Origin of the sequence: Delftia sp. WSY_10, assembly GCF_043104705.1 — a bacterium.
In the GTDB taxonomy this organism is placed as follows: Bacteria; Pseudomonadota; Gammaproteobacteria; order Burkholderiales; family Burkholderiaceae_C; genus Comamonas; species Comamonas tsuruhatensis.
On record NZ_JBICKY010000012.1, the window covers coordinates 423,103 to 437,718 of the forward strand.

Annotated in this window: 13 protein-coding genes; 3 read left to right on the top strand and 10 right to left on the bottom strand. The window is 66.4% G+C overall.

Annotation, left to right across the window (positions count from 1 at the left end; all coding sequences use genetic code 11):
* Window positions 1–17 precede the first annotated feature (17 nt).
* The 3 genes from ACF8ML_RS04055 to ACF8ML_RS04065 all read right to left on the bottom strand — a co-directional run bounded on the left by ACF8ML_RS04055 (window position 18) and on the right by ACF8ML_RS04065 (window position 4,946).
* Window positions 18–3,086, bottom strand: coding sequence for an efflux RND transporter permease subunit (locus tag ACF8ML_RS04055; RefSeq protein WP_392406344.1), 3,069 nt, complete (start codon window positions 3,084–3,086; stop codon window positions 18–20).
* The gene (locus ACF8ML_RS04060; RefSeq protein WP_392406346.1) at window positions 3,079–4,251 is read right to left on the bottom strand and encodes an efflux RND transporter periplasmic adaptor subunit; all 1,173 of its coding nucleotides are present in this window, start codon (window positions 4,249–4,251) and stop codon (window positions 3,079–3,081) included. Before ACF8ML_RS04060 ends, ACF8ML_RS04055 begins: the two co-directional genes overlap by 8 nt.
* A 77-nt stretch (window positions 4,252–4,328) precedes the next feature.
* The gene (locus ACF8ML_RS04065; protein WP_338499704.1) at window positions 4,329–4,946 is read right to left on the bottom strand and encodes a TetR/AcrR family transcriptional regulator; all 618 of its coding nucleotides are present in this window, start codon (window positions 4,944–4,946) and stop codon (window positions 4,329–4,331) included.
* A gap of 89 nt (window positions 4,947–5,035) precedes the next feature.
* Between ACF8ML_RS04065 and ACF8ML_RS04070 the strand changes: the two genes are divergently transcribed.
* On the top strand, window positions 5,036–6,541 hold the full coding sequence (locus ACF8ML_RS04070) for an efflux transporter outer membrane subunit (RefSeq protein WP_392406348.1): 1,506 nt from the start codon (window positions 5,036–5,038) through the stop codon (window positions 6,539–6,541).
* A gap of 142 nt (window positions 6,542–6,683) precedes the next feature.
* Complete coding sequence (locus tag ACF8ML_RS04075) at window positions 6,684–7,010, top strand: DUF4148 domain-containing protein (protein ID WP_016450897.1); 327 nt, start codon at window positions 6,684–6,686, stop codon at window positions 7,008–7,010.
* A gap of 71 nt (window positions 7,011–7,081) precedes the next feature.
* Here the strand turns inward: ACF8ML_RS04075 and ACF8ML_RS04080 are convergent, their stop codons facing one another.
* Entirely contained in the window at window positions 7,082–7,549 is a 468-nt protein-coding gene (locus ACF8ML_RS04080; protein WP_392406350.1) for a DUF1348 family protein, read from the bottom strand.
* Between the two features lie 84 nt (window positions 7,550–7,633).
* Between ACF8ML_RS04080 and ACF8ML_RS04085 the strand changes: the two genes are divergently transcribed.
* The gene (locus ACF8ML_RS04085; RefSeq protein WP_392406352.1) at window positions 7,634–8,212 is read left to right on the top strand and encodes a TetR/AcrR family transcriptional regulator; all 579 of its coding nucleotides are present in this window, start codon (window positions 7,634–7,636) and stop codon (window positions 8,210–8,212) included.
* 101 nt (window positions 8,213–8,313) lie between these two features.
* On the opposite strand, the gene arsC is transcribed toward ACF8ML_RS04085, so the two are convergent.
* The 6 genes from arsC to ACF8ML_RS04115 form a co-directional block, all read right to left on the bottom strand.
* Window positions 8,314–8,745 carry an arsenate reductase (glutaredoxin) gene (gene arsC, locus ACF8ML_RS04090; protein ID WP_016450895.1) on the bottom strand — a complete coding sequence of 144 codons (432 nt, stop codon included), beginning with the start codon at window positions 8,743–8,745 and terminating at the stop codon, window positions 8,314–8,316.
* Window positions 8,746–8,769: 24 nt separating this feature from the next.
* A complete protein-coding gene (locus ACF8ML_RS04095) occupies window positions 8,770–10,059 on the bottom strand; it encodes an arsenic transporter (RefSeq protein ID WP_016445463.1) in 1,290 nt (429 codons plus the stop codon).
* 53 nt (window positions 10,060–10,112) lie between these two features.
* Complete coding sequence (locus ACF8ML_RS04100; protein ID WP_016445462.1) at window positions 10,113–10,619, bottom strand: arsenate reductase ArsC; 507 nt, start codon at window positions 10,617–10,619, stop codon at window positions 10,113–10,115.
* A 6-nt stretch (window positions 10,620–10,625) separates the two neighbouring features.
* On the bottom strand, window positions 10,626–11,126 hold the full coding sequence (locus tag ACF8ML_RS04105) for an ArsI/CadI family heavy metal resistance metalloenzyme (RefSeq protein ID WP_126310963.1): 501 nt from the start codon (window positions 11,124–11,126) through the stop codon (window positions 10,626–10,628).
* 12 nt (window positions 11,127–11,138) lie between these two features.
* Complete coding sequence (locus tag ACF8ML_RS04110) at window positions 11,139–11,462, bottom strand: helix-turn-helix transcriptional regulator (RefSeq protein WP_016445460.1); 324 nt, start codon at window positions 11,460–11,462, stop codon at window positions 11,139–11,141.
* A gap of 676 nt (window positions 11,463–12,138) precedes the next feature.
* Window positions 12,139–14,592, bottom strand: coding sequence for a TonB-dependent siderophore receptor (locus ACF8ML_RS04115; RefSeq protein ID WP_392406355.1), 2,454 nt, complete (start codon window positions 14,590–14,592; stop codon window positions 12,139–12,141).
* Window positions 14,593–14,616: the final 24 nt, after the last annotated feature.

Genomic DNA, 14,616 nt, shown 5'->3' on the forward strand with positions numbered 1-14,616 from the left:
GGCGCGTGTGCCGTGCATCAGCGCCGTGCTTCGCTAGGCCTGATCCTGAACCAGATCGAGTACATGGCGGGCAGGAAGACCAGCGTCAGCACCGTGCCGGCGAGCGTGCCGCCGATCAGCGTATAGGCCAGCGTTCCCCAGAACACCGATTGGGTCAGCGGGATGAAGGCCAGGATCGCCGCCAGCGCGGTCAGGATCACGGGCCGGGCGCGCTGGACAGTGGCCTCCACCACCGCCTGGAACGGCGCAAGCCCCTCCTGCTCGTTGTGCTGGATCTGCCCGATCAGGATCAGCGTGTTGCGCATCAGGATGCCTGACAGCGCGATCAGCCCCACCAGTGCGTTGATGCCGAAGGGCTGCTGAAAGACGATCAGCGTCGGCACCACGCCGATCAATCCCAGGGGGCTGGTCAGGAACACCATGACCATGGCCGATATCGACCGCACCTGCAAGATGATGATGATCAGCGTGATGGCGATCATGATCGGGAACAGGGGCAGCATGGCCGTCATGGCCTTGCCGGATTCCTCGATGGAGCCGGCCTCGTCGATGCGGTAGCCCGCAGGCAACGCCTTCCTGATGGGCTCCAGCTGCCGGGTGATGGCCGCCGAGACATCGGGCGGCTGCAGGCTGTCATCGATGTCTCCGCGAACCGTGATGGTGGGCATGCGGTCGCGGCGGCGCATGACGGGCTCCTCCATCTGCACGGTGACCTCGCCCAGCTGCGACAGCGGTATGCGCTGGCCAGTGGCGTTGGTGAGCGTGAAGTCGCCGACCCTGGCCACATCGTGGCGGGTGCCGCCCGCAGAACGCGCCATCACCTGCACGGTGCGGATGTCCTCGCGCACGGTGGTCACGGGCACGCCGCTGAGCAGGAATTGCAGCTGCTGCGCGACTGCCGCGGAGGTCAGGCCCATGGCCTGCAGCCGGTCCTGGTCCAGGGTGAAGCGCATGACAGGGGTGCGCACGCCCCAGTCGGAGTTCACGGTCCGCATCATCGGGCTGTCGTGCAGCACCTGGTGCACCTGGCCGGCAATGTCGCGCAGCCGCTGCGGGTCGGGGCCGGAGACGCGATACGCCACGGGGAACGGGGAGTACGGCCCGAACACGATCTGCGATGCGCGCACCTGCGCCTGCGGAGCCAGTCCCTGGGCGATGGCCTCGCGCAGCCGGAGCTTGAGTGCGTCGCGCTGCGCCTGGTTGGCGGTGCGCACGACGATCTTGGCGAACGACGGGTCGGGCAGCTCAGGCGAGATGGCCAGAAAAAAGCGCGGTGCGCCCTGGCCGATATAGGCGGTCACGATCTCCGATTCGGGCTGCTGCAGCAGCCAGGCTTCCACCTTGCGGGTGGTCTCGCTCGTCTGGCCGATGGAGGTGCCGTAGGGCATCTGCACCTCGACCATCACCTCGGGCCGGTCGGAGATGGGAAAGAACTGCTTCTTCACGATGGACATGCCCAGCACGGAAGCCACCATGAGCCCGCCCACGACTGCCGCCACCATGCCCTTGCGGGCGATCACCTTGCCCAGCACGCGCCGCAGGCGCTCGTAGCGGGGCGTGCCATACATCGCCGCATGTCCGCCTTCGACCTTCTTGAGAGGGGGCAGCATCTTCAAGCCCAGATAGGGCGTGAACACCACGGCCACCACCCAGGACGCGATGAGCGCGATGCCGACGATCCAGAACATGTTGCTGGTGTACTCGCCCGCCGTGGAGCGTGCGAACCCGTTGGGCATGAAGCCCACCGCCGTCACCAGCGTTCCGGACAGCATGGGCGCCGCGGTATGGCTCCAGGCGTAGGCGGACGCGGCCACGCGGTCGTAGCCCTCTTCCATCTTCACTACCATCATCTCGATGGCGATGATGGCGTCGTCCACCAGCAGGCCCAGCGCAAGGATCAGCGAGCCGAGCGTGATGCGGTCGAAATTCTTTCCCGTGGCGGCCATGATGATGAACACGGCCGCCAGCGTCAGCGGCACGGCCGCAGCCACCACCACGCCAACGCGCCAGCCCATGCTGGCGAAGCACACCACCAGCACGACCAGCAGCGCGGCCAGGAACTTGAGCATGAACTCGTCGACGGAGGCGCTGATGTTCACGGCCTGGTCCGTCACCTTGGTCAGGCCCATGCCCAGCGGCATGTCTGCGTTGATGGCGCCCACCTCCCGGTCCAGCGCCTTGCCCAGGTCCAGCCCGTTCCAGCCGTCGCGCATGACGACGCCCAGCAGCAAGGCCGGCTCCGCACCGTTGCGGATGATGAAGGTCGAGGGGTCTTCGTAGCCGCGCTGGACGGTGGCGATGTCGGACAGCTTGACCGTGCGACCCTGGGCCACGATGGGCGTGTCGCGGATCTTCTGCAGCGCGTCGAACGCCCCGTCGAGGCGGATGAACACCTGCGGACCCTGGGTCTCCACCGACCCGGCAGGCGTGAGTGCGTTCTGGTTGTTCAATGCCGCGAAGACGTCCTGCGGGCTGATGCCCAGCGTGGCCAGGCGCTCGTGCGAGAACTCCACGTAGATCCGCTCGGATTGCTCGCCGACGATGTTGACCTTCTTGACGCCCGGCACATGCAAAAGACGCTGGCGCAAGGCTTCGGCATCGCGCACCAGCGCCCGGGGCTCCTCGCCGCGCGCCTTGAGGGCGTAGATCGCAAAGGTCACGTCGGCGTACTCGTCGTTCACCATCGGGCCGATCACGCCCGCCGGCAGGTTGCGGGCCTCGTCACCGAGCTTCTTGCGGGCCTGGTAGAACTCCTCCTGCACCTCGCCGGGGGGCGTGGAGTCGAGCAGGGTCAGCGTGGTGAAGGCCAGCCCCGGTCTGACGAAGGTTTCGGTGCGGTCATACCAGCGCAGCTCCTGCAGGCGCTTTTCCAGCTTCTCTGCCACCTGGTCCTGCATTTCCTGCGGGGTGGCGCCAGGCCAGGCCGTGATGATGGTCATGACCTTGACGGTGAAGGCCGGATCTTCCGCCCGGCCCAGCTTCAGGAAGGCAAAGACACCCGTCAGCGAAATCAGCAGGATCAGGAACAGCGTGATGGAACGCTCACGGACGGCAAGCGCCGATAGGTTGAAACGGCCTTCACTCACGGGACACTCCCGTGGACACGGAGGACGCCGTGGACGTTGTTGCCGTTGTTGCCGTTGAAGGCGCCGGCGCCTCGCTGTCCAGCCGCACCTGCGCCCCCTCGCTCAACAAATGCGCGCCGAGCGCGACGATCCGGTCCCCCTGGCCGAGCGCACCCGCCACCTGGGCATTGCCGTCCTGCACCTGAACCACGGTGACGGGCTGGCGCCTGACCTGATCGCCCTGCACCACCCAGACAGCGGCGCCCTTGCCCTCGTCGAGGATGGCGCCGATGGGGACCTGCAGGGTTGCCTTGCCGGCCGTCGCTGTCGATGTCGATGTCGATGTCCCGCCAATCCTGAGCGTGACCGTGCTGCCCAGCGGGGCGCTGGCCGCCGCGCCGGCGTCCAGCACATAGCGGGCCTCAAAGGTGCGGGTGGCCCGGTCCGCCACATCGGACAGCTGGCGCAGTCTGGCGGGGATGACCACCTCCTCCCTGCCGAACAGGCGGGCCTGGGCCGCCGAGCCCAGCGCGGGGCGCAGTGTCTCGGGCAACTGGACGACCGCTTCGCGCCTGCCGGCATGGGCGAGGCGCACGACCACCTGGCCGGCACTGACGACCTGGCCAGGCTCGGCAAGTGTTTCCATCACGATGCCATCGGCATCGGCCAGCAGTTCAGCGTAGCGGCTGGCGTTCAGCGCTGCGGCGGCCTGCGCTTCGGCCGCCCTGAGCTGGGCGCGGGCGGCATCCGCGGCCGCCTTGATCTGTTCATGGGCCAAGGCCGAAACGGCACCCGTTCCCTGCAGGTCCCGGTAGCGCTGCTCCTCGTCGCTGGCCTGCTGAGCCCGTGCCCTGGCGGCTGCGACGGCCTCCTGCTGGGCATGGGCGGCCAGCTTCAGGTCCACCGGGTCGAGGCGCAGCAATGCCTGGCCGCGCCTGACCGTCTGGCCTGTATCCACCAGGCGCTCGAGCACCTTGCCGGCCACGCGAAATCCAAGATCGCCCTGCACCCTGGCCGCGATGGTGCCGGTGAAGACGCGCTCGGAAGCATTGCCTGGCGCTACCAGGACGGTGCGAACGAGGGGTGGCTGGGTGCGCGGATCCGGCGGCGGGCTTTTGCCGCAGGCTGCGAGTGCAAGTGACAGTGCGCCGACAGCGGCGATGGACAGATGGCGGTGCCGAAGCATGAGGGGGTCCCGATCAATGAGCAGGACCCGATTCTGTGATTGGTGACCATTTATGTCAATGGTCACAACTGCAGGATTTAGGGCGACAGGCTTCTCAGCACCAATCCGGCCAGTTGTGCGGGCGCCTCGTCCGCATGGTCGAGGCTGTGCTGCAGCATCACCGGGTTCAGATAGGGGAGCATGACCAGGAAGATGGCGCGCCCGGTTTCATCCAGCGGCGTCTTGCGCTCGAAGTCGCCCCGCTGGCGCCCGGCGTCGAGCACCTGCAGCAGCAGCTGATGCATGCGTTCCTCATAGGCCTGCGCTGCCTGCCAGCGCTCGGCCGACGCCGAAATGGCGATCTCGTACAGCTTGCGGTCCTCGGAGAAAAGCCGCAGCGTGGCAGCGACGATCGCCTTGAACAGGCGCCGCAGCTGCTCGGGAGGCGCATCCGTGCTGGCGACGGCTTGGCGGATCTCCGCCTCCATCTCCATCAGGCAGTGGGAACAGATCATCTCGCCGATGACCTGCTTGGACTCGAAGAACTTGTAGATGTAGGCCTTGGAAAAGCCGATGGCCTTGGCAAGGTCGGACACCGTGGTTTTCTCGTAGCCATAGCGGCTGAAATGCGCTTTCGCCGCAGTCACGATCTGTTGCCGGACATCGTGTTCGACCGGGCCGCGCGCAGAGGTCGGATAGACGTTGGTGGTGCTCATGCGGCCTAGCTTACTCCATCAAAAAAATACTATGCAAGTGACCATTTTGGAATATAGTCACAGCATCACCACGCTTCTGACTGTTGAACATGCCGCGTCTTGCCGCCCCCGTCTTTCTGATGCTCGCCAGCCTCTGTGCAGGGTGTGCGGTAGGCCCTGACTACCAGCCGCCCGCCACGGCCCTGCCCCAGGCCTACATGGGCAGCCGCGTTCTGGGTGAGACCAAGCCGCCCTCGCCGGCCTCCTCCACGGACCTTGCAGCCTGGTGGGCAGCCTTTGGCGATGCGCAAATGGCGCGCCTCGTCACGGCGGCACTGCAGCAAAACCTGGATGTTGCCCAGGCCGCTGGCCGCGTGCTTCAGGCACGCGCCGGGCTGGACGCGGCGGCAGCTGCGTTGCTGCCGTCGGCCCAGGTCTCGGCGCAAACGGCCACGAGCTATCAGTCGGTCGAGACTCCGCTGGGCCGGGTGCTCGACTCCATGCCGGGGTTCGATCGCTACGGCAGCGCCCAGGAGGCCAACCTCGGAGCCAGCTGGGAGCTTGATCTCTTCGGCGGCCTGCGCAAGGCCAGGCAGGCTTCCCTGGCCGAGTACCAGGCATCGGAAGCCGGCGCCACTGCCGTGCGGCTCGCGGTGGCCGCCCAGACTGCGGACACCTATATCCAGATTCGCGGCCTGCAGGCGCGGCTGGCAGTGGCACGCTCGCAGGTGCGGACCCAGCAGCAACTGCGCTCCATCGTCGAACTGCGGTGGAACAAGGGCCTGGCACCCGAGCTTCAGCTGCGCCAGGTCGAGGGGGCACTTGCGCGGGCGCAAGCAACCATCCCGCCGCTGGAGAACGCGCTCGAGGCCGCCCTCAACGCCATGGACGTGATGCTGGCCACGGCACCCGGCACGCACCGGGCCGAACTGGCCGATCCCCGCCCGGTCCCCGTGCTGCCAACCCTTTCCCTGGCGGAGGCGCCCGGCGATCTGCTGCGGCGACGCCCGGACCTCATCGCGGCGGAGCGGCGCCTGGCAGCGTCGAACGCACGCATCGGCGTGGCGATCGCCGAGTACTACCCGAAGCTGTCGATCAGCGGCCTGATCGGCAGCGCCACCTCCATCTCCGCGGGCAATCTCTTCAGCGCCGGCGCATCGCAGGCCAGCGTTGTGGGCGGCCTGCGCTGGCGGCTGTTCGACTTCGGTCGCATCAACGCCCAGATCCACCAGGCGCAGGCACAGGAGGCGGAAAGCCTTGCCGCCTACCGGCAGTCGGTACTGCGCGCCACGGAAGAAGTGGAGAACGCCCTGGTCTCGCTGGACAGGCGGCAGGAGCTGATGGCCGTGCTCGCCAGGGGTGCGGATGCGCTCACGCGGGCCCGGCAGGCCGCAGGCTCCGCCTACGACAAGGGCGTGGTCAGCCTGATCGAGGTGCTGCAGGCGGATGAAAGCCTGCTGGGCGTGCTCGATGCACAGGCGCAGGCCCGGATGGAGTCGGCGCGCTCGACGGTGGCGATCTTCAAGGCGCTGGGCGGCGGCTGGACGCCGGAGCCCCTGCCTTCCAGGGCATTGGCAACCGCCAGCCACGGTCTTCCCGCCAGCGTTGCCCCCTGAACCTGCCACTTCCCGAAAGGAGCCCCCTTTCCACACACAGCAAAGCAACCGAACACCCCTGCGGGACACGCGGCCCAGGCGCCCTGCCGACGCGGGCGGCCGAAGCCATGGCCCGGCTCCACCCACCCCCATCCGTCAAACCATGCCAAACACAACCCCCTCCCCCACCGTTGCTGCAGCCGCACGCATCCTGAAGCCGGCGCTTGCGGCCATAGCCTTCTCGAGCTGCTTCGCAGCCCATTCGCAGCCGCAAGACGCCTCGGCAGCCACATCGGACGCAGCGCTTTCCCGCGCCGAAGTCATCGCCGATCTCGCACTCTGGCGCCGCGCCGGATTAGACCGCCATGCGGAGATATCGATCTCCTACGGAGTCGAAACGCAGGAATATCGGGCCGCATACCAGGAGTACCTGCGCCTTCGCAACAGCGAGGCGTTCCAGGCGGAGGTCCGCAAGGCGCTGAGTCGGTAAGGCGGAGCGCCTTCCCGCCCAGGCCATCGCGGCAGCGGCTGGCTGCCTGGGGACGTGGCCCGGGGCTTTGCCTACAGGCCCAGGTCGGACAGACCGGGGTGGTCATAGGGGCGACGCCCCAGCGGCCAGTGGAACTTGCGCTCCGATTCCTGGATGGGCATGTCGTTGATGCATGCGAAGCGCCGGCGCATGAGACCGTCGGCCTCGAATTCCCAGTTCTCGTTGCCGTACGACCGGAACCAGTTCCCGGCATCGTCGTGCCACTCATAGGCGTAGCGGACTGCGATCCGGTTTTCCGCGTACAGCCAAAGCTCCTTGATCAGCCGGTAGTCCAGCTCCTTCTTCCACTTCCTCTCAAGAAGGGCCTGGGCCTCGGCGCGGCTGTTGGCGAACTCCGCCCGGTTGCGCCATTTCGTGTCGAGGGTATAGGCCATCGCGACCTTGGCCGCATCGCGTGTGTTCCATCCATCCTCGGCCAAACGGACCTTTTGGACGGCGCTTGCGAGAGAGAACGGGGGCAGGGGTGGGCGAGTTTCCATGATGTGACCTTTGAAAAGATGTAGAACGATCTGTCTACATGCGCCACTCTAACGGAGGTGGAACGATCTGTCTACAATGTCTTCATGAAAACTTCCCAGCCATCTCTCGAGTCATTGCCGCCCCGCGAGCGCATCCTGGTGGCAGCCCATGGCCTTTTCTACGCAGAGGGCATCCGGGCCACGGGCGTGGACCGGATCATCGAGCGGTCGTCGGTCAGCAAAGTCACCTTCTACCGCCAGTACGCCAGCAAGGACGACCTGATCCGGGCGTACCTCGACTACCGCCATGAACGGTGGATTTCCTGGTTCCAGGCCAGCCTGGCGCAGGAGGCCGCCGGGGGCTCGTCAGCGTTGGATGCCCTGTCCACCACCCTCAGGAGCTGGTTCGGCCAGCCCGACTTTCGGGGCTGCGCCTTTCTCAATGCCGCTGCCGAACTGGGCTCGTCCGACCCTGAGATCCTGGCGACGGTCCGGCGGCACAAGCAGGAAATGTCGTCCGTGCTGGATCGCCTGTTCGGTGGCCATCCCGTGTCCGTGGGCGCTGCGCTCACCCTGGTGGCGGATGGCGCCATCGTCCATGCGCAGATGGGTCAGCCGATCGATGAAGTCATGGCGAACTTCAAGGCAGCGGCCGAAGGGATCGTGAGCCGCCCCGGGTGGTGAGCAGGCTCAGGAGCGGGGCGCCGCTGAGGCTTCGGCGCGCCACAGCGGCAGGTCGTTGCTGCCTCGCCACCTTTGGCCACGCAGGGGCCGGATCTGGCAAGTCAGTGCTTTGCCACACGCTGTCCTGCCGCGTCGATGACGGCTTCGCCGTCCTCCTTGGAGAATGCCCCTTGCTGGGGACGCGGCAGTATGTCCAGCACCACCTCGGATGGCCGGCACAGGCGCGTGCCCAGTGGCGTCACCACAATGGGGCGATTGATGAGGATAGGGTGCCGGAGCATGGCGTCGATCAGCTGGGCATCGGTCCATTCCGGGTCGCCCAGGCCCATCTCGTCATACGGCGTACCTTTTTGCCGCAGAACCTCCCGCACAGGCAGGGCCAGGTCCGCCAGCAGCCGCTCCAGCGTGGCCCGGTCGGGCGGTGTCTTGAGGTATTCGATGACGGCGGGCTCCTCGCCGCTGTTGCGGATCAGGGCCAGCACGTTGCGCGATGTGCCGCAGGCGGGGTTGTGATAGATCGTGATGGTGCTCATGGCAGGTGGGTTCTGTGAGGGAATTCAGGCAGCCACGCTCAGGCGCAGCGCAAGGGCGGCAAGCGTGATGAGCAGCACGGGGGCCGTCAAAACCGTACCGACCCTGAAGTAGTAGCCCCATCCGATGGTCATGCCTTTGCTGGCCAGTACATGCAGCCACAGCAGCGTGGCCAGGCTACCGATGGGCGTAATCTTCGGGCCCAGGTCGCAGCCGATCACGTTGGCGTAGACCATGGCATCCCTGACCACGCCGGTGGCACTGGAGGCATCGATCGACAGCGCACCCACCAGCACGGTGGGCATGTTGTTCATCACAGACGACAGCAGGGCCGAGAGCACTCCCGTGCCGATGGCTGCGCCCCAGACGCCGCCTTGGGCAAAGCGGTCCAGAACGGATGCGATAGAGGTGATCAGCCCGGCATTGCGCAATCCGTAGACCACCAGATACATGCCCAGCGAGAACACGACGATCTGCCACGGCGCGCCATGCAGTACCTTGCGGGTGCTGATGACGCAGCCGCGTGCCGCCACGGCCAGCAGCAGGGCGGCACCTGCGGCCGCGACCGCGCTGACAGGCACGCCCAGCGGCTCCAGCCCGAAGAAGCCGACCAACAGCAGGACCAGGACCACCCAGCCCGCGCGAAAGGTCGCCGGATCGCGGATCGCATCGGCCGGGCGCCTGAGCTGGGCCAGGTCATAGGTTGCAGGAATGCCGCGCCGAAAGAACAGCATCAGCATGGCGAGGCTGGCCAGCACCGAGGCGAGATTGACCGGCACCATTACCGAGGCGTATTCGTTGAAGCCGATGTTGAAAAAGTCGGCCGAGACGATGTTGACCAGGTTGGAGACGATCAGCGGCAGGCTGGCCGTGTCGGCGATGAAGCCTGCCGCCATGACGAATGCCAGCGTGGCGGAGGGCGAAAAGCCCAGCGCCACGAGCATGGCCATCACGATGGGCGTGAGAATCAGGGCGGCGCCGTCATTGGCGAACAAGGCGGACACAGCCGCACCCAGCAGCACGATGAACGCGAACAGCTTGCTGCCCCGGCCGCCGCCCCAGCGTGCGAAGTGCAGCGCGGCCCATTCGAAGAAGCCGGCCTCGTCAAGCAGCAGGCTGATGATGATGACGGCCACAAAGGTGGCGGTCGCATTCCACACGATGCCCCAGACCACTGGAATGTCGGAAAGATGCACCACGCCGGCCAGCAGGGCAACGACCGCGCCCAGCGAGGCGCTCCAGCCAATGCCCAGGCCGCGCGGCTGCCAGATAACCAGCACAAGGGTGGAGATGAAGATCAGGACTGCCATGAGCACGGTGCTGGGAGATTCGGGTTTCAGAAGGCGCGCATTCGTGGACGAAGGGGGCGTCAGTGGGAGGCCAGTTCGCGGGCGGTGCCCTGCAGCCTTGCCTTTTCCAGCTTGTCGTCGGGCAGATTGACCAGCAGCTCCAGACGACGGCGCATCATGTGCAGAGTCTGTCGGAATGCTTCCAGCTTGACCTCTTCAGATGCGTCTCCCTGCGAGGGATCGGCGTATCCCCAGTGGGCGGTGGCGGGGTGGCCGGGCCAGATCGGGCAGACCTCGCCAGCTGCGTTGTCGCAGACGGTGATGATCAGGTCCATCTGCGGCGCCTGCGGGGCCGCGAACTCATCCCAGCTCTTGCTGCGCAGCCCCTGCACAGATACGCCGGCACGTTGCAGCACCTGCAAGCTCAAGGGATTGGGCTGCTGATTCGCGCGGGGGCTGCTGCCGGCCGAATACGCTTTGAAGCGCCCATTGCCCATGTCGTTGAGCAAAGCTTCGGCCAGGATGCTGCGCGCCGAGTTGTGAGTGCACAGGAACAGGACATTCAGGGGGGTGATGGAATCAGACATGGTGGCTTAGCAGCAGGACTTGGAGGAAGAGGAAGCTACGGTGCCTGGGGCGCAGCAGGCAGATGCGGCCGCCTGGCGCGGGGCCGTCGGCGCGCAGCACGCGCCGCTGGCTCCGACAGCTGCATCAGGGGCCTCGTGAAACACGGGAATGTTCTCCAGCGAATGAAAGTGCTCCCAGGCAATCCCCTGGGGATCGGTGATCCAGTGCTTGTCGCTGCGTGCATAGCAGCAGGTGGTGGCGCCTTCGTCGAGCATCGCCAGGTCGGCGGCCCTGGCGCGTGCCTTGAGCGCATCCAGCTCCTCGGCCTCATCCACTTGGAAGCCCAGGTGGTCCAGGCCGGCTTTCTCGCCTCGCGTCGAAATGGCGAAGTTCACCCGGGGCTCATCCAGCATCCACTTCGCGTAGTCGCTTTCCACGCGGGCGGGCTCGGCACCAAACAGCTGGGAATAGAACGCGATGTTCTTGGCCAGATCGTCGACGTGCATATGGACATGGAAGCGTTTCATCGTGGACTCCGTTCAGCAGTTGCAGGGCAAGGCATCCACCGTGGCGCATGCGGCGCCCTGGCAGCAGTTTTCGGTAAGGTAGGCGAGCAGGTCGTTCATCGCCGCAAAGGACGCCCGGTACAGCACATTGCGGCCCAGGCGCTCCTGGCTGACCAGCTCGGCATGGGACAGCTCCTTGAGGTGGAACGACAGCGCGTTGGGTGCGATACCCAACTGTTCGGCCAAGGCGCTGGGCGTAAGCCCCGCAGGGCCGGCGACTACCAGGGCGCGGAAAACGCGCAGGCGCGCTTCATGGGCCAGGGCCGAAAGCGATCGGATGACTTGGGTTTCTTGCATACATCAATAATACAACTATTGTTGAATTGTTGATGAAAAAATGAGGGCGGCCGTGCGGCTCCATTGCGCAAGCTCCGTGCGGAACGCCACTGAACACGCCGCGCGTCACGCAGATAACTCGTTGATTTCTCACGTCCTCGCAAGCCATGCACCATCGATCCTTAGAGAGATGCGCCACTGAACTTTCGTCTGTACGGAAAACGCGCCACTGCACTTTAGTTTTTTGGCCAGCAAGGCTGAGGAGCGAGCTATCGGCCGAGGCGCAAGGGCTCAGGGCCGATGTGCGGCGGCGTCGCGGGTTGCCATGGGCTCTTGTGTGGCAGCTACCCGTTGCCGTCGTTTGTCGCAGGCCTGTCGGTGTCGGCTTTGCCTCGGCAGCTGCCGCCCCCCGCCGCCGGGCGAACTCACGCTGCATGGCGCCAAGCAGTCCTTAGCCCCTGCGACAAGCGCTGGCCCAAATGGTGGGGCTACTCGAAGGCTAGGACATTCTCCGGGCGCTCGCCCCGTGCCAGTGATCGTCTCACCCCCACTCAAACTTGCAGTCCCGAAACACGGATGGACGGCCAGGCTCGCCATGACACCCTGACAGCTCTACCCTCGCAAACATCGCCATCAACGGCGGACAGCACATCCACTGATGCTGACGACGTTCACACGGGGCGCAGCTGAAAACATTTCAGAACTTCATAGACACCGCCACGCGCATATTCCGCGCCTCCCCGTAGTACGACGAGGTCGAAACCCCTTGGTACTTGCGGTCGAAGACGTTGTAGAGGTTGGCCGAGACCGTGAGCTTCGGATTGATGGCGTATTGCACCATCAGGTCGGCCACAGCATAGCTTTTCTGCTCGACACGGCTGACGTTGGGCAGGCCCAGGAAGGAGAGGTCGCTCCAGGTTCCGCTTTGCCAGCGCGCGCCGCCGCCCACGGTCAGGCCGTGGCCTATGTGAGGCAGGCGGTAGGTGGTGAACAGCTTGAGGGTGTTGCGCGGGATTTCGGGGTTCAGGCGGTTGCGCTCGGCGTCGCGCGCGATGTTGCGGGCAAAGCCGACGGAGGCGTTCCAGTGGCGGCGGATTTCGCCGGTCATCTCCACCTCGAAGCCACGCGTTTCGGCGCCCTTGACGGCACGGTAGGCCTGCTCGCCATTGGGCGCGTAGCTGCCCGTGATGGCCTGGGCCACGTTGTCCTGCAGCAGGCGGTAGATGGCGGCTCCCACCTGCAGGCGCTTGTCCAGCAGCTCGCCCTTGAGGCCCAGCTCGTAGCTGCGGCCCAGGAGGGGATCGAGCTTTTTGCCGTGGATGTCCAGGCTGCTCTGCGCCTGGAAAATATCGGTATAGCTGGCATAGGCCGACCAATCGCGGCCCACGTCCAGCACCAGGCCGGCGAAGGGCGTGAGCTTGCCGTTTTCGGCCATGGCGCTGCCGCTGGTCTCGCCGCTGGCGAAATCGGTGTAGCTGTCGCGACGCTTCCAGTTCGTGATGCGTGCGCCCGCGATGACGGACAGCCGGTCCGTGGGGCGCAGCTGCAGCGATCCGTAAGCACTGCTGCTGCGTTCCACGGCCGCGCTGCGGCCTAGTACCGGGTTGTCGGGCTGCACCGGCGTGCGGCCATCCCAGGTGAAGATGTTGTCTATGGTGTTGTCCCAGCCGGGGAAGGCCCAGCGGCCATGCGAGCCGCTGTCGTTGCGCGTGCGCGCCACACTGGCGCCGAAGGCGGCCTGGTGCTGACGTCCCAGCAGCTGGAAGGGACCGGAAGCCGTGAGGTCCAGCGTGTCCTGCCGAGGCCGCCCCGTCCACCAGGCGGCCCACAGGCCGGCACCTGCGCCGGTGGTGCGGTCCACAGGCTGTTCATTGGTCCAGCCCGGAATCTCGTCATAGCTGCTGCGGTCGAGCGTGTAGATGGCCTTCAGGCGCCAGTCGCTGGCCATGCGGTGCTCGAGCGAGGCGAAGACGCTGCGGTAGTCCCGCCGTGCCGAGGCCCAGCGCGCGCCCGAGGACGCGGAGCGGCTCCAATCGATGCGCGTGCCATCCGTGTAGAAGAAAGGCCGGCCCCCACGGCCTACGCCAGAAGCGTCGTAGTCCTGCGCGGAAAAGCCCACGGTGGCCAGCGTGGACGGCGACAGGTCAGCCTCCACCACGCCGTACAGCGAGCGGCTGCGGTCCTGCTCGTAGTCGACCTTGGAATGGCGGTTCTGCGATACGGCCACGATGCGCCCGCGCACCGATCCGGAGGCGTTGAGCGGCGATGACAGATCCACCTCGGCACGTGCGAAATCCCAGGAGCCTGCCGTGAGCCTGGCGCTGCCCTGGAACTCGGCCGTGGGCAGCTTGCGCACCAAGTTGATGGTGGCGCCGGGCGTGCCCGCGCCGCTCATCAGCCCCGAGGCGCCGCGCACGACTTCGACGCGGTCGAACATGGCCATGTCGCTGGTCTGGAAGATGGCCGGGTAGTCGCTGAACAGGCGGTTGACGCCATCGACCTGGAAGTTCTTGATCTGAAAGCCCCGCGCGAAGAACTGGTTGGTGTCGCCGCCCGTGGGACCGTACTGCGCATAGCTCAGGCCCGTGGTCTGGCGGGCGATGTCTTCCTGCAGCACGATGCCCTGGTCGTCCATGCGCTGGCGCGTGATCACGCTGACCGACTGCGGCGTCTCGCGCAGCGACAGGGACAGGCCCGTGGCGGCCCGCGATTCGCTGGCGGCGTAGGACTGCGTGCCCTCGGTGACGGCGCTGCGCTCGGCCTGGGCGGTGACGCGCACCTCGGCCAGCGTGGCCGCGCCGGTGGGCGTTCCCACGGCCAGGGACGGTCGCACCACAAAGCCGCCGCCCTCGCGCGGCAGGGCCTGCAGGCCCGTGCCGGCCAGCAGCGCGGACAGGGCCTGGTCCACGGTTCGATCACCCTGCACGCCGGGGCTGGTCCTGTCTACGGTCTGGGCGGTGGAGAAGGACAGCAGGATGCCCGCCTGGGCGCCAAAGCGATTGAGCGTGGCGGTCAGCGGCCCGGCAGGAATGTCGTAGCGCTGCACTGCCTGGGCGTGGGGCTGTGCCTGTGCGTGGGGCTGTGCCTGTGCGTGGGCCTGCGCCGGGGCAAGCACCGCCACCAGCGGCAGTGCCAGAACGGCGGGGCGCAAGGCCTGCCGCAGTTGAAATGCCAG